23 protein-coding genes and 1 tRNA gene are annotated in these 20893 nt (G+C 72.9%); 6 read left to right on the plus strand and 18 right to left on the minus strand.

Annotation, left to right across the window (positions count from 1 at the left end; all coding sequences use genetic code 11):
• Nucleotides 1–48: 48 nt before the first annotated feature.
• The 3 genes from IEZ31_RS08685 to IEZ31_RS08695 all read right to left on the minus strand — a co-directional run bounded on the left by IEZ31_RS08685 (nucleotide 49) and on the right by IEZ31_RS08695 (nucleotide 3206).
• Entirely contained in the window at nucleotides 49–1293 is a 1245-nt protein-coding gene (locus IEZ31_RS08685; protein WP_190249248.1) for an acetyl-CoA C-acetyltransferase, read from the minus strand.
• A 117-nt stretch (nucleotides 1294–1410) separates the two neighbouring features.
• Nucleotides 1411–2187, minus strand: a complete 777-nt coding sequence (locus IEZ31_RS08690; RefSeq protein ID WP_190249249.1) for an SGNH/GDSL hydrolase family protein — start codon at nucleotides 2185–2187, stop codon at nucleotides 1411–1413.
• A complete protein-coding gene (locus IEZ31_RS08695; RefSeq protein ID WP_190249250.1) occupies nucleotides 2184–3206 on the minus strand; it encodes an SGNH/GDSL hydrolase family protein in 1023 nt (340 codons plus the stop codon). Before IEZ31_RS08695 ends, IEZ31_RS08690 begins: the two co-directional genes overlap by 4 nt.
• Nucleotides 3207–3395: 189 nt before the next feature.
• Here IEZ31_RS08695 and IEZ31_RS08700 point away from each other — a divergent pair, with 189 nt between their 5' ends.
• Nucleotides 3396–3800 carry a YkvA family protein gene (locus IEZ31_RS08700; protein WP_229834489.1) on the plus strand — a complete coding sequence of 135 codons (405 nt, stop codon included), beginning with the start codon at nucleotides 3396–3398 and terminating at the stop codon, nucleotides 3798–3800.
• Nucleotides 3801–3827: 27 nt separating this feature from the next.
• The gene (locus IEZ31_RS08705) at nucleotides 3828–5192 is read left to right on the plus strand and encodes a cystathionine beta-synthase (protein ID WP_190249251.1); all 1365 of its coding nucleotides are present in this window, start codon (nucleotides 3828–3830) and stop codon (nucleotides 5190–5192) included.
• Nucleotides 5193–5683: 491 nt separating this feature from the next.
• Here IEZ31_RS08705 and IEZ31_RS08710 read toward each other — a convergent pair whose 3' ends face one another.
• The 3 genes from IEZ31_RS08710 to IEZ31_RS08720 form a co-directional block, all read right to left on the minus strand.
• Nucleotides 5684–6004 (minus strand): hypothetical protein, encoded by a 321-nt coding sequence (locus tag IEZ31_RS08710; RefSeq protein WP_229834492.1) that lies wholly within the window; start codon nucleotides 6002–6004, stop codon nucleotides 5684–5686.
• Nucleotides 6001–6783: a Bax inhibitor-1/YccA family protein gene (locus tag IEZ31_RS08715; RefSeq protein ID WP_190249252.1), complete on the minus strand. Its 783-nt coding sequence runs from the start codon at nucleotides 6781–6783 to the stop codon at nucleotides 6001–6003. The genes IEZ31_RS08710 and IEZ31_RS08715 overlap by 4 nt, the downstream gene beginning before the upstream one ends.
• Before the next feature lie 85 nt (nucleotides 6784–6868).
• Nucleotides 6869–6949 (minus strand) — tRNA-Leu (locus tag IEZ31_RS08720).
• A gap of 173 nt (nucleotides 6950–7122) precedes the next feature.
• Between IEZ31_RS08720 and IEZ31_RS08725 the strand changes: the two genes are divergently transcribed.
• On the plus strand, nucleotides 7123–8811 hold the full coding sequence (locus IEZ31_RS08725) for a hypothetical protein (RefSeq protein ID WP_190249253.1): 1689 nt from the start codon (nucleotides 7123–7125) through the stop codon (nucleotides 8809–8811).
• Between the two features lies 1 nt (nucleotide 8812).
• On the opposite strand, the gene IEZ31_RS08730 is transcribed toward IEZ31_RS08725, so the two are convergent.
• From IEZ31_RS08730 to IEZ31_RS08775, 10 genes are all read right to left on the minus strand, one after another.
• Entirely contained in the window at nucleotides 8813–10180 is a 1368-nt protein-coding gene (locus tag IEZ31_RS08730; RefSeq protein ID WP_190249254.1) for an NAD(P)/FAD-dependent oxidoreductase, read from the minus strand.
• A gap of 100 nt (nucleotides 10181–10280) precedes the next feature.
• Nucleotides 10281–10853 (minus strand): hypothetical protein, encoded by a 573-nt coding sequence (locus tag IEZ31_RS08735; protein ID WP_190249255.1) that lies wholly within the window; start codon nucleotides 10851–10853, stop codon nucleotides 10281–10283.
• Between the two features lie 85 nt (nucleotides 10854–10938).
• Nucleotides 10939–12267: a DUF58 domain-containing protein gene (locus tag IEZ31_RS08740; protein ID WP_190249256.1), complete on the minus strand. Its 1329-nt coding sequence runs from the start codon at nucleotides 12265–12267 to the stop codon at nucleotides 10939–10941.
• A complete protein-coding gene (locus tag IEZ31_RS08745; RefSeq protein WP_190249257.1) occupies nucleotides 12260–13249 on the minus strand; it encodes an AAA family ATPase in 990 nt (329 codons plus the stop codon). The genes IEZ31_RS08740 and IEZ31_RS08745 overlap by 8 nt, the downstream gene beginning before the upstream one ends.
• Nucleotides 13246–13890 carry a hypothetical protein gene (locus IEZ31_RS08750; RefSeq protein ID WP_190249258.1) on the minus strand — a complete coding sequence of 215 codons (645 nt, stop codon included), beginning with the start codon at nucleotides 13888–13890 and terminating at the stop codon, nucleotides 13246–13248. Before IEZ31_RS08750 ends, IEZ31_RS08745 begins: the two co-directional genes overlap by 4 nt.
• Nucleotides 13880–14587, minus strand: coding sequence for a DUF4129 domain-containing protein (locus tag IEZ31_RS08755; protein WP_190249259.1), 708 nt, complete (start codon nucleotides 14585–14587; stop codon nucleotides 13880–13882). Before IEZ31_RS08755 ends, IEZ31_RS08750 begins: the two co-directional genes overlap by 11 nt.
• 13 nt (nucleotides 14588–14600) lie before the next feature.
• The gene (locus IEZ31_RS08760; RefSeq protein WP_229834495.1) at nucleotides 14601–15302 is read right to left on the minus strand and encodes a uracil-DNA glycosylase; all 702 of its coding nucleotides are present in this window, start codon (nucleotides 15300–15302) and stop codon (nucleotides 14601–14603) included.
• Between the two features lie 150 nt (nucleotides 15303–15452).
• Nucleotides 15453–16430, minus strand: coding sequence for an HAAS signaling domain-containing protein (locus IEZ31_RS08765; protein ID WP_190249261.1), 978 nt, complete (start codon nucleotides 16428–16430; stop codon nucleotides 15453–15455).
• A complete protein-coding gene (locus IEZ31_RS08770; RefSeq protein ID WP_190249262.1) occupies nucleotides 16427–16750 on the minus strand; it encodes a PadR family transcriptional regulator in 324 nt (107 codons plus the stop codon). Before IEZ31_RS08770 ends, IEZ31_RS08765 begins: the two co-directional genes overlap by 4 nt.
• Before the next feature lie 145 nt (nucleotides 16751–16895).
• Complete coding sequence (locus IEZ31_RS08775; RefSeq protein WP_190249263.1) at nucleotides 16896–17558, minus strand: LppU/SCO3897 family protein; 663 nt, start codon at nucleotides 17556–17558, stop codon at nucleotides 16896–16898.
• Between the two features lie 156 nt (nucleotides 17559–17714).
• Here IEZ31_RS08775 and IEZ31_RS08780 point away from each other — a divergent pair, with 156 nt between their 5' ends.
• Nucleotides 17715–18137, plus strand: a complete 423-nt coding sequence (locus tag IEZ31_RS08780; RefSeq protein WP_190249264.1) for a hypothetical protein — start codon at nucleotides 17715–17717, stop codon at nucleotides 18135–18137.
• A gap of 51 nt (nucleotides 18138–18188) precedes the next feature.
• On the opposite strand, the gene IEZ31_RS08785 is transcribed toward IEZ31_RS08780, so the two are convergent.
• Nucleotides 18189–19088 (minus strand): Ppx/GppA phosphatase family protein, encoded by a 900-nt coding sequence (locus tag IEZ31_RS08785; protein WP_190249446.1) that lies wholly within the window; start codon nucleotides 19086–19088, stop codon nucleotides 18189–18191.
• A gap of 19 nt (nucleotides 19089–19107) precedes the next feature.
• A complete protein-coding gene (locus IEZ31_RS08790) occupies nucleotides 19108–19611 on the minus strand; it encodes an amino-acid N-acetyltransferase (protein WP_229834497.1) in 504 nt (167 codons plus the stop codon).
• A gap of 24 nt (nucleotides 19612–19635) precedes the next feature.
• Here IEZ31_RS08790 and IEZ31_RS08795 point away from each other — a divergent pair, with 24 nt between their 5' ends.
• Both IEZ31_RS08795 and IEZ31_RS08800 read left to right on the plus strand, forming a co-directional pair.
• Nucleotides 19636–20124 carry a cellulose binding domain-containing protein gene (locus tag IEZ31_RS08795; protein WP_190249266.1) on the plus strand — a complete coding sequence of 163 codons (489 nt, stop codon included), beginning with the start codon at nucleotides 19636–19638 and terminating at the stop codon, nucleotides 20122–20124.
• A 42-nt stretch (nucleotides 20125–20166) separates the two neighbouring features.
• Complete coding sequence (locus IEZ31_RS08800; RefSeq protein ID WP_190249267.1) at nucleotides 20167–20889, plus strand: hypothetical protein; 723 nt, start codon at nucleotides 20167–20169, stop codon at nucleotides 20887–20889.
• Nucleotides 20890–20893: the final 4 nt, after the last annotated feature.

The following is a 20893-nucleotide window of genomic DNA, read 5'->3' on the forward strand; positions in this document are numbered from 1 at the left end:
TGAAGGAGGGGCGGGGGGCGCGGGGGCGCGGGAGGGGCGCGGGAGGGGTCAGCTCAGGCGTTCGAGGACCATTGCCATGCCCTGGCCGCCGCCGACGCACATGGTCTCCAGGCCGATCGACTTGTCGTGCCACTGCAGGGAGTTGATCAGCGTGCCGGTGATCCGGGCGCCGGTCATGCCGAACGGGTGGCCGACGGCGATGGCGCCCCCGTTGACGTTGAGCTTCTCCAGCGGGATGCCGAGCCGGCGGTACGACGGGATCACCTGGGCGGCGAAGGCCTCGTTGATCTCGACGAGGTCGAGGTCGTCGACGGTCATGCCGGCCCGCTTGAGCGCGCTGCGGGACGCCTCGACCGGGCCGATGCCCATGATCTCCGGCGACATGGCGGTCACGCCGGTCGAGACGATGCGGGCCAGCGGCGTGATGCCGAGCTCGCGCGCCTTCACGTCGCTCATGACGACCACGGCGGCGGCGCCGTCGTTGAGCGGGCAGCAGTTGCCGGCCGTGACCCGGCCGTCGGGGCGGAACACCGGCTTGAGCCCGGCGACGCCCTCCATCGTCACGCCCGGGCGGGGGCCGTCGTCGGCCGTGACCACGTCGCCGGACGGCGTCGTGACCGGCGTGATCTCGCGCGCCCAGAAGCCGCTCTTGATCGCTTCCTCGGCGAGGTTCTGCGAGCGGACGCCGAACTCGTCCATGTCCTCGCGGGTCACGCCCTCGACCTGGGCCAGGTTCTCCGCGGTCTGCCCCATCGCGATGTAGATGTCGGGCAGCAGCCCGTCCTCGCGCGGGTCGTGCCAGGTGACGCCGCCTTCGGCACTCTTGGTGGTGCGGGCGTAGGCCTCGGCGAAGACCGGGTTGTGCCAGGAGCCGCCGACGGCCGCCGCGGCGTCGGGCGGGAGGGCGTCGGAGTTGCCCCGCGCGTACCGCGAGACGCACTCGACGCCCGCCGAGATGAACACGTCGCCCTCGCCGGCCTTGATCGCGTGGAAGGCCTGGCGGGTGGTCTGCAGCGACGACGCGCAGTAGCGGGTGGTGGTGGCGCCCGGCAGGTGGTCGAACCCGAGCAGCGTGCTCACCACGCGGGCCATGTTGAAGCCCTGCTCGCCGCCGGGCAGGCCGCAGCCGAGGTACAGGTCTTCGATGTCCCGCGGGTCGAGCTGCGGGACCTTGTCGAGCGCGGCCCGGACGATGGTGGCGGTGAGGTCGTCGGGGCGGAGGTCGCGCAGCGATCCCTTGGCGGCACGGCCGATCGGGGACCGGGCGGTGGCGACGATGACAGCTTCCGGCATGCTCCGACGCTACCTTCGGGTAACGACACCGGGCGAGCAGGTGTGAGAAACCTGCACGCCGAGTGTGGCCTTGTCGTGCAGGCGACGTCCCGGGCGGCCGCCGCGCTCGGCGGCGGCTCAGGCCCGGACGGCGGCGGCCTCCTCGACGGCGGGGAGCAGCGCGTGGGCCCAGACCCGGTAGCCGTCGGCGGAGGGGTGGAAGCCGTCGTGGCACAGCGTGCCCGCGTCGGCCCGGAAGACGGCACCGGTGCGCGCGCCCAGGTCGACGACCACGGCCCCCGCCGCCGACGCCGACGCCGCCTGCATCCGGGCGATCCGGCGGCTGCGCACCCCGAGCAGCTGCCGCAGCGGCGGGGCGAACGCGCGGAGCGCGCCGAAGTCGGGGCAGGTGCCGACCACCACCGGGATGTCCGCGTCGCGCAGCCGGCGGCAGGCCGCGCCGAGGTGCTCGGCGGCGTCGCTGCCGGAGCCCAGATGGGTGACGTCGTTGGTGCCGACGAGCACCAGCGCCACGTCCGGCCGGGGCCCGACGAGCGCCCGCGCGACCTGGGTGGCCAGGTCGGACGAGCGCGAGCCGGCCACGGCCACGCTCGACAGCTCGACCCGGCGGCCGGCCGAGCCCTCGGCGAGCAGCGCCGCGAGCTGGCCGCCGACGGTGTCCGCCACCCGGTCGACGCCGACGCCGAGGGCCGTCGCGTCGCCGAGCAGCACCAGCCGCATCGGCGGCTTGCCGGTCGCGCCGATCGACGAACGCATCGCGAGGCGCATGTCGGGCTTGGCGTAGGGGCGGGTCCGCGCCGCGAGGGCCTGGGCGGCCAGCACGGCGGCGCCGCCGACGGTGCCGGCGACCAGGGTCACGGTGGCGAGGCGGGCGAGCCGCCGCACGACGCTCATGTCAGCTCCTCACTCCGCACGGCGCTCGGCTGCCGTGCGGCCTGCTGCGGCAGCCGGTGCCAGACGCGGTGGCGCAGCTGCGCCCACCGGCCGGCCGGGCCGCGGTCCTTGCCGGCGACCTGGGTCGCGCTGACCTCGGTGCCGGGACGGTGCGCCGCCTCGAACGCCGCCTGCGGCAGCGACCGGACACCCTCGCCGGAGACGAGGGCCGGCACCGCTGTCAGGGCGGGCTCGGTCAGCGCGGCCACCACCGTAGGCAACACCGCCTGGGCAGCGGCCAGGTAACCGGCACCGGACGGGTGGAACCGGTCGAAGCTGAACATCCGGTCGGGATCGGCGTAGAACAGCTCACCGAGGAGGTCTCCCAGGGAGACGGTACGCCCGCCGGCCTCGACGACCGCAATGGTCTGGGCGGTGGCCATCTGGCGACTCCAGCGCCGCGCCAGCCAGCGCAGCGGCGGCTGGATCGGCCGGATGGTGCCGAGGTCGGGGCAGGTCCCGACGACCACCTCGACGCCGGCCGCGCGCAGCGTGCGCACCGCGTCGACCAGGTGCCGCACCGCGGGGCCGACGCCGACCCGGTGGGTCACGTCGTTGCCGCCGATGGAGATCACCGCCACGTCGGGGCGGTGCCGCAGCGCCACCTCGACCTGCGGCGGGAGGCCCTTGGACTCGGCGCCGACGACCGCGAGGCAGCGCATCCAGACCGGCCGGCGCTGCTGCTCGGCCAGGCCCGCCGCGACGGCCGCGGCGAACGTCTCGCTCGGCTGCTCGGCGCCGTAGCCGGCGGCCGACGAGTCACCGAGCACCACCAGGCGGATCGGCTCGCCGTCGTACTGCGCGCCGTACGTGCCGTCGGCCCGCGGCGGCGGGCTGATCACCTGCGGAATCGTCTTCCGCGCCAGCAGTGCCTGACCCAGGATCAGCCCGTAGAACAACGCTCCGGCCCCCGCGATCCCCCCGCCACCGACCGCCGCCGCCGTGGCGATCCGCCGCACCTGCTCCGACTGAAACTTCAACGCCCCCGCCCTTCCCCCAAAGCCCCTGCGACCCCGAGGCTAGCCCCCGCTTCCCAAGTGTTCCTCGGCATTCGTCCGCTTTGCGATCGTCCTCATGCCGACCGGTGGACCCGTCAGGTTGCCCGGCCCGAACGATCGGCCAAACCTTTCCATTCTTACCGCTCGCCGCGCAGTGACGGTTGCCGCTGGATGGTGACGGGCACCATTACATTCGAGGGCCGGGACTTCGGGAGGACGGCGATCATGGCGGACGGCGCGCTCAAACGACACTTGGCGTGGACGGCGTTACTGCGGGTGTTCAAGCCCGGCACGCCGGGCATCGGGCGGCGGGTCGCCGCCATCCCACGGATGATCAAGGCAACCCTCAAGGGCCAGTACGACGGCGGCGCGCGCCTCGCCATGATCGCCGTCGCCGGGGCGTACATCGTGTCGCCGATCGACGCGGTGCCTGAGCTGTTCTTCCTCATCCTGGGCCTGGTCGACGACGTCGCCGTGGCCGGGTACTTCGCCGGCGCCCTCATGGACGAGCTGGAGCGCTTCCTGGAGTGGGAGAAACTGCGGGAGAGCGTCATTCCCGGACACGTCGTCGGGTGAGTTCGGGCCCGGCTATACGCTGGGCTCGTGCGCTACTACGACAACGTCGTCGAGTTGGTGGGCAACACCCCCCTCGTCCGGCTCCGCAACGTCACGTCCGGCATCCCCGGCACGGTCCTCGCCAAGGTCGAGTACCTGAACCCCGGCGGCAGCGTGAAGGACCGCATCGCGCTGCGCATGGTCGAGGAGGCCGAGCAGGCCGGGCTGCTCAAGCCCGGCGGCACGATCGTCGAGCCGACCTCCGGCAACACCGGCGTCGGGCTCGCCCTGGTGGCCCAGCTGCGGGGGTACCGCTGCGTCTTCGTCTGCCCCGACAAGGTGAGCGAGGACAAGCAGAACGTCCTGCGCGCCTACGGGGCCGAGGTCGTCGTGTGCCCGACCGCCGTCGCCCCCGAGGACCCCCGCTCCTACTACAACGTCTCCGACCGGCTGGCCCGCGAGATCCCCGGCGCGTGGAAGCCCGACCAGTACGCAAACCCGGCCAACCCCCGCTCCCACTACGAGACCACCGGCCCGGAGGTCTGGGAGCAGACCGAGGGCCGCGTCACGCACTTCGTCGCCGGCGTCGGCACCGGCGGCACCATCTCGGGCGTCGGGCGCTACCTCAAGGAGGTCTCCGGCGGCGCCGTCCGCATCGTCGGCGCCGACCCCGAGGGCTCGGTCTACTCCGGCGGCACCGGCCGGCCCTACCTGGTGGAGGGCGTGGGCGAGGACTTCTGGCCCACGACGTACGACCGGGAGATCTGCGACGAGATCGTGGAGGTCTCCGACAAGGAGAGCTTCGAGCTGACCCGGCGCCTGGCCCGCGAGGAGGGCCTCCTGGTCGGCGGCTCGTGCGGCATGGCGGTTGCGGCGGCCCTGCGCGTGGCGGCCACCGCCGGCCCGGACGCGGTCGTGGTCGTCCTGCTCCCGGACGGCGGCCGCGGGTACCTCTCGAAGATCTTCAACGACGACTGGATGGCCCGCTACGGCTTCCTGCGCACCGCCGCCGAGACCCCGACGGTCGCCGACGTGCTCATCGGCAAGGACGGCGGGATGCCCCAGATGGTGCACGTCCACCCCAGCGAGACGGTCCGCGACGCGATCGACTACATGCGCGAGTACGGCGTCTCCCAGCTGCCGGTCCTCAAGGCCGAGCCGCCGGTCGTCACGGGCGAGGTGGCGGGCTCGATCGCGGAGCGCGACCTGCTCGACGCGCTGTTCTCCGGCCACGCCCACCTGCACGACATCGTCGAGCGCCACATGGGCGACCCGCTGCCGATGATCGGCGGCGGCCAGCCGGTGAGCGAGGCGGTGGCGCTGCTGGAGAAGGCCGACGCGGCCGTCGTGCTCGTGGACGGCAAGCCGGCCGGCGTCATCACCCGCCAGGACCTGCTGGCCCACCTGACGTAGCACCGCGTTCCACTTCGCGGCGACGGCGACCGCTCGGCCGGCTCGGTATCGGCTCGGTATCGGCTCGATGTCGGCTCGGCTTCCTGCTCGCCGCGCGCCGCTCCCGCTTAGACGTTGGTCGATCTACCCTCAAGTCGATCTCGAAAACCGAGGGTAGATCGACCAACGTCTTTAGGGGGTCGGCGGCCGGCCGGGCACGACCACCACCGAGGCGCGACAGCCGAGCGCCCCCAGCGGGGCCGGGAGCCCGGCGGAGCAGCCACGGCGCACCGGATCAGAGCCCGACGCACCCGCACCGAGCGCAGAACACGCAAACAGCCCGCGCAGCACACGCACAGCGCGCGCACGCAGCGCACAGCACACGCACTGCCCGGGCATGCACAGCGCGCGCAGCACAGCGCGCGCAGCACAGCGCGCGCAGCACAGCACAGCACAGCACACGCAGCGCAGCACACAGAGCGAGTGCGCAGCCCGCGCAGCAGGGCGCTGGGTCAGGAGAGGTTGTGGCGGAGGGCGGCCAGCGCCTCGACGGCCGCGGGGACCGCCTCGGGCGCGTGGTGGCCGAGGTCGGTGGCCAGGACCCTCAGCTGGTCCGGGAGGGCCAGGTCGTTGTCCAGGCGCGGGACCGGGCGGCTCGGCGCCCCCTCGGCCGCCGCCGTGGCGTCCGCCAGGGTCTGCAGGGTCGCGTGGAACGCCTCGGCGCGGGAGCGGCCCGGAACGACACTGGACGCCGCCCAGCGGGACGGCGTCCAGTGTGCGACCTGGCCGACCAGCTTGCGCACGGCGGCGACCAGCTGATCGTCGGGGGTCATCGGCGCAGGTAGCTCAGCAGGCGCAGGATCTCGTAGTACAGGAAGATCAGGCCGACGAGGATGCCGAACGCGCAGTACCACGCGTACTTCTCCGGCAGGCCGTAGCGGATGCCCTGGTCGACGGCGTCGAAGTCGAGGATGAAGGTCAGCGCGCCGACCACCACGACGACGAGGCTGAAGACGATGGGCAGCCAGCCGACCTTGCCGCTGGTGCCGTAGTCGCGCAGGCCCAGGTTCACGTCGAAGAGGAAGAACAGGTAGTTGGCCAGGCTCAGGACCACCACGCCGATGAGCGCGCCGACCACCATCTTGGTGAAGCGCGGCGTGGCGCGGAGCACCTTGAACTTGTAGAGCACCGCCATGATCGCGAAGATCCCGAAGGTGCCGATGACCGCCTGGAGGGCGATGCCGGTGTAGCGGCTCTCGAACCAGCGGCTCACCAGGCCCAGCGCGACGCCCTGGAGGGCGGCGTAGGCCAGGATCACCGCGGGGTTGGTGACCCGCATGAACGAGATGACCAGGCCGAGCACGAGGCCGGCGATGACCGAGCCGATGGCGGCGATGGCCGTGATGGCGCTGCCGTCCGGCAGCAGGACCCAGGCGCCGGCACCGAAGATGCCGGTCACCGCGAGGAGCGCGACCGTGCGGACGACGACGTCGTCCATGGTCATCACGCGCGGCTGGGACGGTGCGTATCCGGTGCCGTAACCCGCCACCGTCGAGCGCTCTTGTCGCGCCGCCTCACCAAGGCGGGTGAGCACCGGGTTGGAACTCTGCACGATCGGCCTCCAGGGGCGTCGCATTCACAAGTACGACCAGCGTACCGCGAATGGGCACCGTACAGTGCAACGTGCCGGTGAGGGGTGCCCGGGGCGGGGTTCGAACCCGCACGCCTCGCGGCAGCCGCTTTTAAGGCGGCCGTGTCTGCCGTTCCACCACCCGGGCGTAGAAACGCGCTCTCACGGTAGCCCGTCCGACGAACCATCAACACCGACAAGGGGACGGCCGTTACTGTCGTCCGGGTGACCAGCGCCCCACAGACCGACGAGGCGGGGATGGCGCCGACAGCGTCGTCAACATCAACCGCTTCGCCGTTGCGCGAGCGGCGCCGATGGCCTATGGACGCCGGGGCGGTGCTGCTCTACTCGGTGGCTGCCGCCCTGCTGACCAGCGGCCTGTGGCCCGACCCGGCCCGGCGGGCGCTGGCGCTCAACCCGAACGACCAGGCGCTCGACGAGTGGTTCCTCGCCTACGCAACCCGAGCGTACCGCGGCGACTTCAGCCTGGTCACCGGGATGTTGAACGTCCCCGACGGGATCAACCTGCTGTGCAACGCGTCACTCGTCGGGCTGGGGCTGCTGTTCGGCCCGGTGACGCTCGCGTTCGGCCCGCAGTACACCTTCGTGATCGCCACGGCGGTGAACCTCGCGGCGACGGGGGCCGGCTGGTACCTGCTGTTCGCCCGGACCGCCGGCCTGCACCGGCTGGCGGCGCTGATCGGCGGGGCGTTCGCCGGGTTCGCGCCGGGGATGGTGGCGCAGTCCAACGGTCACCTGCACATGACCGCCGCCTGGCTGGTGCCGCCGATCGTGTGGTGCGTGGTGCGGCTGGCCACCGACCCGCTCGCCGGCGCCGGCCACACCATCCGCGGCGGGCTGCTGCTCGGCGGCCTGGTGACGGCCCAGTTCTTCGTCGGCGAGGAGGTGCTGTTCCTCACCGCGATCGGGCTCGCCCTGTTCTGCCTGACGTACTGGGCGATCCGCCGGCCCCCGGTGCGCCGCCTGGGAGCGGGCCTGGCCATCGCCGGCGGCCTCGCCGCGCTCCTGCTCGGCTACCCGCTGTGGCTGCAGTTCCACGGGCCGCAGTCGGCCGGCGGCGGCGTGTTCCTGCCCCGGTTCTACTCGGCCGACCTGCACGCGTTCACCGCCATCTCGCCGCTGTCGCTGGCCGGCGACGAGAGCGCCGCCCGGCTGGCGAGCGGACCGGCGGAGTACACCACCTTCTTCGGCTGGCCGGTCCTGCTGGTCGTGGCCGGCGGCACGGTCTGGCTCTGGCGCCGGCCCGCGGTCATGGCGTCGGCGGTGACGGCGCTGGCGCTGTGCCTGCTCGCGCTCGGGCCGCGGATCGTGGCCGGCCACGAGCAGACCGATCACTGGGGGCCGTTCGCGCTGCTGTCCGGCCTGCCGGTGGTCGAGTCGGCGCTGCCCACCCGGTTCGCGCTGGCGGCGATCCCGCTGCTCGCGTACCTGCTCGCCCGGGTCGTGGACGCCGCGCTCACCCAGACCGAGACGCTGCGCCTGCTCGTGCCGGTCGCGGTGGTGGCCGCCCTGGCGCCGCTGGTGCCGGGACCGCTGCCCACGCAGGAGCGGCCGGCGGTGCCGCGGTTCTTCACCGAGGGGTACTGGCGCAGCTTCGCCCCCGCCGACGGCACCATCGTGCCGGTGCCGCTGCCCGACTCGAAGGACCCGCAGGCGATGCGCTGGGCGGCCGCCACCGGCGTGGGCTTCGCCACCCCGCAGGGCTGGTTCATCGGGCCGTACGGCCGCGACGGCCGGGCCGCGGTCGGGATCTACCCACGACCGACGGCCCAGCTGCTCAAGCGGGTCGCCCAGACCGGCACCGCGCCGGAGCTCACCGACCGGGACCGGATCGCGCTGCGGCGGGACATCGCCTACTGGCGCGCGTCGTCGTTCGTGCTCGCCGACTGGCAGCCCGCCCACGCCGCCCTCAAGGCGACCCTGGACGGGCTGCTCGGACCGGGCGAACGGGTCGCCGGCGTGTGGGTCTGGCGGGCCCGCGGCGCCTGAGTCAGGCGGCCCGGCGTTCGGTGCCGGCCCCCGCCCGGACCGGGAGCGGGATCGGCTGGGTGACCTCGGTGAAGGCCTCCCGCGGCTCGTGCAGCGAGCCCAGCGCGACGACCTCGCGGCGCAGGACCAGCTGGAGCGTCCAGTCGACCAGCACCCGGATCTTCCGGTTCAGGGTCGGGATGCGGCTCAGGTGGTACGTGCGGTGCATGAACCACGCCGGGACGCCGCGCACCTTCACGCCGTAGACCCGCGCCGCGCCCTTGTAGAGGCCCAGGCCGGCGACCGAGCCGACGTGCCTGTGCTTGTAGTCGACCGGCGTGCGGCCGCGGACCACGGCGGCGATGTTGTCGGCCAGCCGCGACGCCTGACGGACCGCGTGCTGGGCGCTCGGGGAGCACAGCGCGGCCGGGTCCTCGGCGGTCAGGTCGGGCACCGCGGCGCAGTCGCCGGCGCTCCAGGCGCCCTCGACGACGGTGCTGTCCGGGTTGACGACCTGCAGCGTCGGCTTGCAGGTGATCGCGCCGCGCGAGTTGCGCGGCAGGTCGGTGTCCTCCAGCATCGGGTGCGGCTTGACGCCGGCGGTCCAGACGATGGTGTCGGCCTCGAACCGGTCGCCGTCGGAGAGCTCGACGACGCCGTCGACGCACGACTCCAGCCGCGTGCCGAGCCGGATGTCGATGTTGCGCTTCGTGAGCTGGACGACCGTGTAGGCACCCATCTCGGCGCCGACCTCGGGCAGGATGCGGTTGGCCGCCTCGACGAGGACGAAGTGGACCTCGTCGGCCGGGATCTCCGGGTAGTACCGCAGGGCGCCGCGGACCATGTCCTCCATCTCGGCGAGCGCCTCGATGCCGGCGTAGCCGCCGCCGACGAACACGAACGTCAGCGCGCGCCGGCGGGTCGCCGGGTCGGAGGTGGTGGCCGCCACGTCGAGCCGGTCGAGGACGCTGTTGCGCAGGAAGATGGCCTCGCCGATGGTCTTGAAGCCGACCGCCTGCTCGCGCAGGCCGGGGATCGGCAGCGTGCGGGACACCGAGCCGGGGGCGACGACGATGTGGTCGTACGGCACCTCGCGGGCCGGGCCGATGATCGGCTGGACGATCGCGACCTTCCGGGCGTGCTCGATGCTGGTGACCGTGCCGGACAGCACGTGGCAGCGCTTGAGCTCGCGGCGCAGCGGCACGACGGTGTGCCGCGGGGAGATGTTGCCGGCCGCCGACTCGGGCAGGAACGGCTGGTAGGTCATGTGCGGCTGGGGGTCGACGACGGTGACCTCAGCCTCGTGGAGGTGGAGCTTCTTCGACAGGCGCAGGGCGGCGTACAGGCCGACGTGCCCTGCGCCGACGATCAGGATTCGCTTCGCAGCCACGCGACCAACGCTAGCCACATCGATGGCCCGGAGGCAGTCGGGCCACAGACATGTAACGGGCGTTACCAGGGCTGTTACCGCGACCACACAGGCCGGACTCCTAGGCGCTGCGGCGCGCGATCAGCCACACGAGGAGCCCGACGGCGACCACGCCGACGAGCGACGCGACGAGGAACGCCGGGCCGACGACCAGCTTCACCGCCGCCAGCATCAGCACGCTCACGATTGCGCTCGCGGCCACGACGCCGGCGGCCCGGAGCAGCCAGCCGGCGAGCACGCCGGGCGAGAGCACCGCGTCGTACGGCAGGACGGCGGCCAGGGCGGCCAGGGAGTGCATGAGGTACAGCGTGGTCGACAGGGCGATGAGCCGGGTGACGCCGACGGGCTGGTCGTAGACGATCGTGCCGATCAGCCAGCCGAACGCGCAGAGGAAGACGGCCAGGCCGACCAGGCGCGTGCGCGGGAGGAACGCCGGCAGCACGGCGACCACGCCCGCGACGGCGATCCCGGCCAGGTTGCCGGTGACCTGGCTGGGGAAGGCCAGCACCATCGACAGCGCGGCGAAGACGGCGACGGCCAGCCGGATGAGCACCGGCCCGGCGGAGGCCCGCTCGATCACGTCCCGGGCCCGGTTGACCCGCCCCTGGAAGTACTCCGTCAACTCCTCGATCATGCGGTCACCTCCGCTTCGCTCCGGCGCCGCACGATCTCCCATCTGAGCCCATGATGAACGGCCCCTCCGCTTCGCTCCGGACCGCTCATGCGGTGATCGTCCTCCCGACGGCCACCCGGGCCACGCCGCGCAGGACCTCGTCGAGGCTGCCCGCGCCGCCCCACGCGACCACCGGCACGCCGTGCTCGCGCAGCTGGGCGATGATGTTCTGCCGCTCCAGGACCCACAGCCGCTGCGGGATGTCGGCCCACTTGGCGGCCGAGCGCTTCGGCAGCACCGGGTTGCCCAGCGTGTCGACGGCGACGACGAACCGGCCGGCCCGGGCCAGGTTGGCGAGCATCGCCGCCGAGCGGATGTCCAGCAGCGGGGTGAGGACCATGACCAGCGCGTTGCCCTGGACCATGTGCGGGCCGAACGACGACGGCGGCGGCTCGTCGGCGTTGCCCGCGGGGGCCACGTCGAGCAGCCACTCCAGGGTCGTCATGTAGTGGCGGCGGCCGCTCGCGGCGCGCAGGTGCCGGACGGTCCCGCCGTACTGCAGCAGCGCCACCCGGTCGCCCCGGTGCAGGTAGTGCTCGGCGATGCCGGCGGCGGCCCGCACGGTCGTGTCGAGCACCGACGCACGGCCCTCGATGCCGCCGGAGCGGCCGGCCTCGTGCAGGGCGTCGAGGAGCACGACGACCTCGGCGTCGCGGTCGGACAGCGTGCTGACCACGTGGATCTCGCGGGTGCGCAGCGAGACCCGCCAGTCGATGCGGCGCAACCGGTCACCGGGGCCGAAGCGGCGCACGCCGGCCAGCTCGCCGCCCTCGCCCGTGCGGCGGGAGCGGTGCCCGCCGACGTGGCCGGCGGCCCGCGGCATGGCCTCGGCGGCGTCGAAGTGCTCGATCGCCGGATACGCCTTCAGCGGCAGCTCGGGCGCGCGCACCGGCCGGCTGATGAGCAGCCCGTCGGCGGCGACCGCGTGGGCGGCGACCGGGCCGAGCGGGTGGCGGCCCCAGCGCAGCACCCGGCCCTCCAGGTCGACGCCGGCGATGGTGCCGCCCTGGACGTCGACCGCGTAGGGCCGGTCGGAGTGCTTGAGGCGGACCCACTGCGGCACCAGCAGGCGGACCACGACCAGGTCGAACCCGATCGGGTTGGGGTTGCCGACGTCGACGCGCACCTCGAGGTCGCCGCCCTCGACCAGGAACGGCTCGGCCGCGGTCACCGCGACCGTCGGGGCGCGGCCCGGGCGGCGCACCAGCGAGACGGCGGTGCCGATCGCGAACGGCGCCGCCAGGATCACCAGGTCGAAGCGGCCGGTGAGCACGGCGACGAGCACGAGCACGCCGCTGACCAGCACGGCCCGGCCCAGCGCCCGGGTCGGCTCGAAGGCCCGCGCGTGGGACCGGGGTGCGGACGCGTCAGCCACGCCTTCCGCCGTAGGTGGGCATCGCGCCGCTGGCCGGCGACGGCGTCTGGGCCAGCACCTCCGACACCACCGAGCGCGGGTCGATGCGCTTGAGCCACATCTCGGGCCGCAGCGTGATCCGGTGCGCCAGCGCCGGGATCGCGACCGCCTTCACGTCCTCGGGCACCACGTAGTCGCGGCCGCTGAGCGCGGCGGCGGCCCGGGCGAGCAGCAGCAGCGCGAGCGAGCCACGGGGCGAGGCGCCCACGAGGACCTGCGGGTGGACGCGGGTCGCCGAGGTGAGGGAGACGATGTACCGCCCGATGGAGTCCTCCACGGCGACGTCCTCGAGCGCCCCCTGCATCGCCAGCAGCGTCTCGGCGTCGACGACCGGCTCCAGGTTGGCCTCCTCCTGCCGGCGGGACATGCGCCGGCGCAGGACGTCCCACTCCTCGTCGGCCTCCGGGTAGCCGAACGAGACGCGCAGCAGGAACCGGTCGAGCTGGGCCTCGGGCAGCGGGTAGGTGCCCTCGTACTCGATCGGGTTGGCGGTGGCGAGCACGTGGAACGGGGCGTCCAGCCGGTAGGTGGCGCCCTCGACCGACACCTGCCGCTCCTGCATGGCCTCCAGCAGCGCCGACTGCGTCTTCGGCGGCGTGCGGTTGATCTCGTCGGCGAGCAGCAGGTTGGTGAACACCGGGCCGGCCCGGAACGTGAACTCGTGGGCCCGCTGGTCGTAGAGGAACGAGCCGGTGACGTCGGCCGGCAGCAGGTCGGGGGTGAACTGCAGCCGGCGGAACCCGATGCCGAGCGCCTGGGCGAACGACCGGGCGGTCAGCGTCTTGCCGAGGCCGGGCAGGTCCTCCAGCAGCACGTGGCCGCCGGCCAGCACGCCGGCCAGGACCAGCTCGAGGGCGTCGCGCTTGCCGACGACCACCGTGCCGACCTGGTCCAGGACCACCTTGGCGATCCGGCCCACCTCGGCCGGTGCGAGCGTCTTCATAGCGCCTCCACCTTCGCGACGATCGATGCTACGTCCTGCGGGCTCGGCACGCGGGACGGTGTGTAGTGCAGCAGTTGCCAGAGCTCCTCGCCGACGATCTCGCGAGCCTGCTCGGGGGCGCTGCTCAGGGTGATGCCGTGCTGCTGGCGCAGGCGACCGTTGACGAGGTCGGTCACCCGCGGTACCACGAGGGCGGCGAACCGGCCGGCATCGCGCTCGCCCCAGATCAGCCGGTCGTCCCACTTGCCGACGGCCAGCCGGATCCCGTCGGCGGGCGGCACCGCGTCGCGCAGCCGGGGCCGGTCGCCCTGCTGCTGCGGCGCCCGGGCGGGCTCCAGGCCCTTGCCGGTGACCTCGGCCGGCAGCTCGTCGGCGCGCACCTGCTGCAGCACCTCCCGCAGCACCTGGATCGCCACGATGGTGAGCAGGACCAGCGGGTACGAGATCGAGTAGCGGGCCACCCAGAGCACGCCCCAGCCGACCGTGGTCAGGGCGACGGCGACGAACAGCCGCCGGATCCACCAGCGGCTGTCGAACGGGCGGGACGGGCGGCGCACCGGGCGCGGGTCGGCCCGCACGGTCGCCCGGCCGGCGTCGAACAGCTCGTCGAGGCCGACCATCTCGTCGCGGTCACGTGCCATGCGCCACCCCCGACAGTTCCGCGCGCAGCTGGCTGAGGGCGCCGACGGCGGCCTGGCGGGACCGTTCGTCGACCGGGTGGGTGGCGTAGCGGGCCTCGCGGTACACCTCGGCGAGGCCTTCGAGGGTCGGCCGGGTCACCCGATGGCCCGCCAGCAGCCGGGTGACCAGCTCGGTCGGGCTGTCGCCGACCAGCCGCGGCGTGCCGGCCGCGGCGGCGGCCCGCTCCAGGCGGACCCAGCAGGCGATCACCGCCCGGCGCGGGTCGCCGTCGGTGTCGGCCAGCTCGGCCAGGCCGGCGTCGACCGCGGCCACGACCTCCTCGCCGGTGTCGACCTGCATCGGCGCGGGCGCCTCGGGCTCGACGAACAGGCGGGGCTTGGCCTTCGGGCCGGCGTTGCGCAGGAACATGTACACCAGGCCGGCGACCAGTGCGATCACCACGACCGCGCAGAGGCCGGTGACCCCGTAGAGGATCCAGTCGGGCAGCGCGAAGCCCGGGTCGCCGTCGCCAGGCGGCATGGTCGGTCGCAGGCTCGGCTCGGCGGTCGGCAGGCCCGTCGGCGCGGCGGTCGGGTCCAGCTCGGGCACCGGCAGGCTGGTGACCTCCGGCGAGGACAGGGCCGCCGCCACGATCGCGATGCCGAGCACGGCGACCACGGCCAGCACCGGCAACCAGCGGCTGATGGTGCGGTCCATGACATCCCGTCGCTCAGTTCGCCCCGGCCAACGCCTTGGCCCGGGCGAGGATTTCGTCCAGCATTCCTGGCGTGAGCCGACCGGTAAAGGTGTTCTGCTGGCTCACGTGGTAACAACCGAGCAACGCGGGGGCACCCTCGGCCGGTTCTTCGGACTGCCACAGCACGCCGTGACCGAACGGCACCTTCCGCGCCGGAGCTACACCGTAGACGGCCCGCAGCGCGGGCCAGAACGCGGCCCAGGCGAAGCCACCCAGCGCGATGACGACGCGCAGGTGGGGACGGATGAGGCGCATCTCGCGATGCAGGAACGGGGCGCAGGTGTCGCGCTCCTGCGGGGTGGGCTTGTTGTCGGGCGGCGCGCACCGGACCGCGGCGAAGATCCGGGTATCGGTGAGCGTGAGGCCGTCGTCACGATCGGTGCTGGTCGGCTGGTTGGCCAGGCCGGCGCGGTGCAGGGCGGCGAACAGCACGTCGCCGGAGCGGTCGCCGGTGAAGATGCGGCCGGTGCGGTTGCCGCCGTGGGCGGCCGGGGCGAGGCCGAGGATCGCGATCCGGGCGTCGTGCGGGCCGAAGCCGGGGACGGGGCGGCCCCAGTAGGTCTGGTCCCGGAACGCGGCGCGCTTGGTCGCCGCGACCTCCTCGCGCCAGGCCACCAGGCGGGGGCACAGGCGGCAGCGGGAGATCTCGGCGTCGAGCCGGTCGAGCGCGTCCACGGGGCACACGCTAACCGAGACGCGCCGGGGTCATGCCGACGTTGGTCGATCCACCCGCCTTTCTCGGCGGGGTGGATCGACCAACGTCCGTGCAAGCGGGCCGGGCCGGCCGCCGACTCCCCCGGGGCCGGCCCGGCCCGCTCCCCCGAGTCAGCCCGACGGCGACACGGGCGGCTGGACGGACGGCTGGACGGACGGCTGGACGGACGGCTGGACGGAGGCAGACGGCTGGGCGGACCCGGACGGCTGGGCCGACACCGACGCCGACGGCACGGGCGACCCCGACGCCGACGGGACGCCCGACGGGGACGGGAGCTGCGGGCCGCGGCACAGCGGGTAGCTCGCCGGCTGCCCCTCCGTGCCGCTCGCGCAGCGCCAGTAGTCGCCGAGCTGGATCGGGTTGCCGTCCTGGTCGTAGAGGGTCACGTCGCGCAGCGGCCGGCCGCTGCCGTCCACCGGGTAGACGTCCGTGACGTACGACCAGCGGTCGTAGTAGTTCGTGCTGCTGTAGCTGCGGGAGATCCCGGACCAGTCGGCCAGCACGACCAGCGCGCCGATCACGGCGACCGCCGTGCCCGCCCAGCCGAGCCAGCGGGGGATGCGGGGGCGGCCGGTCGCGCCGATCCGCACCGAGATCACGATCGCCACCGCGAGGACCAGCCAGCCGATCGGGTCGTCGAGGCGGTCGGTGGGGATGATGTCGGCGGCGAAGACCAGCACGACGACGCAGACGGCGCGGGCGATCCACCACGCCGGGCGGAGCAGCACCAGGAAGTCCCACGCCCGCGGGTAGCCGATCAGCCGGCCCACCCGGCGGTCGGCGACGGCCAGCCACCGACCGGCCCGGGTCACGAGCGGCGCCAGCCGGTCGAGCGGGCCGCCCTTCGCCGCGGTGGCGCCGGTCGGCTCCAGGCCGGCGGCGGCGCGCAGCTCGGCCGCGTAGGCGGCGGGCGGGCCCAGCCGGTCGACGAGCGATCCGCCCTGCTCGGCCAGTACCTCCGAGAAATGGGCCGGCAGGTCCTCCAGGAGGTCGTCGCGCACCTCGGCCGGCAGGTCGGCCAGGGCCGCGGAGACCCGCTCGAGGTAGTAGTCGATCTCCAGGTTGCTGGGCGCCGCGGACTCGGTCATGCCCTCTCCCCGATCAGCTGGTCCATGGTCTGCGCGAACCCCCGCCAGACCTTGCTCGATGCGCCGAGCTGCGTGCGGCCGGCGGCGTTGAGCGCGTAGTACTTGCGGTGGGGCCCCTCCTCGCTGGGCACCACGTACGTCGTGAGCATCCCGGCCTGGAACAGCCGGCGGAGCGTGCCGTAGACCGAGGCGTCGCCGACGTCGCCGAGGCCGGCCGAGCGCAGCCGGCGGAGGATGTCGTAGCCGTAGCCGTCCTCGTCGCGCAGCACGGCGAGCACAGCCAGGTCGAGCACACCCTTGAGCAACTGGGTTGTGTCCACGCCGTGCAGAGTAGTGCGCAATGCACAGTAGTATCAAGTGCAGAGGACAGGGACACGCAAAAGGCGGCCCGCCCCACGCGGACCGCCAATGCGGTGAAACTCGTCTTGCCCGGCGCCGAGCGGCGCCGCTACCCGACGCCGCTGGCTACTTGGCGTCGGTGAGGCAGAGGGCGTCGCCGCTGCTGATGTCGGTGCCCTGCCACAGCACGTAGCTGGCCTCGGTGAACTCGTCGCACACGGTCGGCTGCTGCTTGAGCGCCTCAGACTGCGGGACGCCCCCCTTGATGCCGACGACCTTGTAGCGGGCCTCGCTGGCGTCACACTTCACGATCTTGACGCTGACGCTCTTGCTGCCCGTCTCGGTGATCTCGTCGCCGGCCAGGCAGTCGCCGACCTTCGCGTTGGCCGCGCTGCTGTTGACGATGTCGTTCCAGGTGTCCTTCGCGAAGAAGAAGATGCCGCCGCAGCAGACGAGGGCGAGCACCAGGATGACGCCGAGCACGATCAGAATGATCTTGCCGGCGCTGCTCTTCTTCGGCGGGGGCGGCGGGGCACCGAACGGCGCGCCACCGGGCGGCGGCGGGGCGTACGGGGCACCCGAGGACGGGTCGCTGTACGGCGCGCCGGACGACGGCGGACCGTAGGGGCCACCCGACGACGGCGGACCGTAGGGACCACCCGACGACGGCGGGCCGTAGGGACCGCCGGACGAAGGCTGCCCGTACGGGTCGTTACCGCCGGGCGGCGGGTAACCGCCACCGCCGCCGGGGGGCGGGTAACTGCCGGGCGGCGGGTACTGATCAGACATGAGCTTCCTTCCGGGGTATGCCGCAAAGATCACCCTAACGGGCGGAATGATGGTTGAGCTTGGCAAACCGGCCACACGCCCGCAGGAGACGGCTCACGATAGCGGTAGCGGGCCAATATGCGCAGCATCGTGCGCTGTCGTATTACGGTGTGCGCCGTGACCGATCTCTTGAAGCGCCTCGCCGCCGCTCCCGGTGTCTATCGCGGGCGCGGCGACGGACTGGAGTCCGGGCCGTTCGTCGCCCGGATCAAGGTGACCTCGGTGGTGCGCGGAAACGCCATCACGCTGGACTACGAGGCGGTCAGCGACAGCAAGGGACTGCAGCACGTCGAGCACACGATCCTCACCGCGAGCGAGGCCGGGCGCCTGGAACTGCACGTCACATGCCTTGAGCTGCCCGGCGTGACCCGTTTCGTGGAGAGCCAGCCGGGCGTCTTCAACGCCTACGAGGGCCCGATGCCCGCGAAGATCATCATGACCATGCCGAGTGACGGCGTGCTCACGTACGGCTGGTGGTGGTCGCGCGACGAGGCCGACCCCCGCGAGCAGTCGCGGGCCGAGGTCCGACGGACGGGCTGACCAGCGCTGACGCAAATCCGACAGTGCTACGTGCGGGTTTTGTGCGGTCCGTTATGCAAGCGAATATGCGATTCCGTCCAGGATGTCCGACTCTGAGGCGATCACCGAGTCGGCGCCCGAACGGTCCACGATCGTGCGCAGGATCAACGCGCCCGCGCCAATGACGTCCGCCCGGCCCGGGTGCATGACCGGGGTGGCGAGGCGCTGCTCGGCCGTCTTGCCCAGCAGGTCCGCGGTCACCTTGGCCACGTCGGCGGCCGAGATGCGGGCCCGGTGGATGCGGGCCGGGTCGTACTCCGGCAGGTCCAGGGCCAGCGCCGTCACCGTCGTCACCGAGCCGGCCAGGCCGACCAGCGTCCTGGCCCGCCGGCCGTCGACGGCCGCCAGCGCGCGGTCGACCGCCGCGGTGACGTCGGCCTCGGCCGCGGCGATCTGGTCCGGGGTCGGCGGGTCACCGTGCAGGTGGCGCTCGGTCATCCGCACGCAGCCGATGTCGACGCTGATCGCCGCGTCGACGCCGGTGGTGCCGACGACGAACTCGGTCGAGCCGCCGCCGATGTCGACGACCAGATACGGCGGCTCGGCGGTCAGGCCCCGCACGGCCCCCGTGAACGACAGGCGGGCCTCCTCGTCGCCCGTGATGACCTCCGGGTCGAAGCCGAGGACCTGGCGGACCATTGCCTGGAAGTCGGCGGCGTTGGCGGCGTCGCGGGAGGCGCTCGTCGCGACCATCCGGGCGGCCCCGACGCCGGACCGGGCGATGTCCGCCGCGTAGTCGACGAGGGCGACCCGGGTGCGCTCGATGGCCGCGGGCGACAGCCGGCCGGTCTTGTCGACGCCCTCACCCAGCCGGACGATCCGCATCTGCCGGGTGACGTCGGTCAGGCCGTCGCCGGAGACGTCGGCGATCAGCAGGCGGACGGAGTTGGTCCCGCAGTCGATGGCAGCCACGCGCTTCACGCTCGAAAGCCTACAAATGCAGCAGCATCCGGGTGTTGCCGAGGGTGTTGGGCTTGACCCGCTCCAGGTCCAGGAACTCGGCGACGCCCTCGTCGTAGGAGCGCAGCAGCTCCTCGTAGACCTGGTGGGTGACCGGCGTGCCGTCGATCGGCACGAAGCCGAACGAGCCGAAGAAGCGGGTCTCGAAGGTCAGCACGAACACCCTGCGCACGCCGATCTCGCGGGCCGCGCCGAGCAGCTCGGTGACGATGCGGTGGCCGATCTTGTGGCCGCGGGTGAGCGGGTCGACGGCCACGGTGCGGACCTCGGCGAGGTCCTCCCACATCACGTGCAGCGCGCCGCAGCCGACGATCGTGCCGTCGGTGTCGCGCTCGGCCACCCAGAATTCCTGCACTGTTTCGTACAACGTCACCGTGGGTTTGGACAGCAGGCGCCGGTCCGCGACGTACATCGCGACCAGCCGCCGAATCCCCCGCACGTCGGCGGTCCGCGCCCGCCGAACGGTTACCTCCATGGCGGTAAGGGTAGTGGCGCGCGGATGTGGCATCTGACACGCGACCGGGTGCTCATGCTCACCACGGCGGTAATGGTGGTGGCGGCCGGCACGATGACGGTTCTGTACCTGACGAAGGACGGCGCGGCACCACCGACGTCGGCGGCCCGCACCTCGGATCCCACGCCGACGGCGAGCGCCCCACCGTCGGCGGCGCCGGCCAAGGCCGGCTCGATGAAGGCGGGCTACGCCGTGCGCAGCAAGTGGAAGGACGGCTTCAATGCGGAGGTGACGGTGACGAACCTCGGTTCGCAGCCGATCCAGGGCTGGACGGTACAGCTCAAGCTCCCGAAGGACGTGGACGTCACGTCCACGTGGGGCGCCAAGGCCGAGCACAAGACCGGGGAGCTCATCCTGCAGTCGCAGGCATGGAACACGTACCTCGAGGCCGGCGGCTCGATCCGGATGGGGTTCGAGGCCAAGGGCGACGCGGCGCAGCCGACGAGCTGCACCGTGAACGGGTCACCCTGCTGACAGTTCGTTGAACGCCCGGCCGCCGGGCCCCACATTGACCCCATGAAACGGATCCTGACGTTGGGCGCCGCGGCGGTCCTCGGCGCGGGCGTGCTCGGCTGCGGCGTCGTCAACCAGGTCAAGCAGGCCGTCGACAACGTCTCGGCCATCAGCGACCTCGCCGACCGGATGGGCAAGTCCGCGCAGCTGACCTTCACGGCCGAGTACAAGACCGACGACGGCTCGACGACGACCGTGGTCCAGCAGCCGCCGAAGGCCGCCTACCTCGGCAAGGACGGCCGCTTCATCCTCACCGAGGACGCCATGTACTCGTGCACGGGCCCGGCGAACAAGGTCGTGTGCCAGAAGAGCCCCGTGCAGACCGGCAACCTGTCGGCGGCCGACCAGTCCGCCTACCTGTCGGCCGTGGCCGGCGGCGGCTTCATCAGCACCGAGATGGCCCTCGGGCTGATGACGGCCGCCGCGGTCGTGCCCGGCGTGAAAATCGCCCAGAACACCGCCACCATCGCCGGTCAGAAAAGCGACTGTCTGGACGTGACCGGAATCCCGCAGGACAACAACCCCAACGCGGTCACCGCGAAGGAGTTCCATGTCTGCGTGGCCGAGAACGGCCTGCTCACCCGGTTCAAGGGGGTTGGGACGGACGAGAAGGCGCTGGGCGTCGAGCTCACGAAGTTCAGCTCCGACGTCGACGCGAAGGCGTTCGTACCGCCGAAGGGCGCGAAGATCGTCGAAGCCTCCGCCCCGCCTGGGACGGGTAACTGACGTA

The organism is Dactylosporangium sucinum (assembly GCF_014647515.1).
Lineage (GTDB): Bacteria > Actinomycetota > Actinomycetes > Mycobacteriales > Micromonosporaceae > Dactylosporangium > Dactylosporangium sucinum.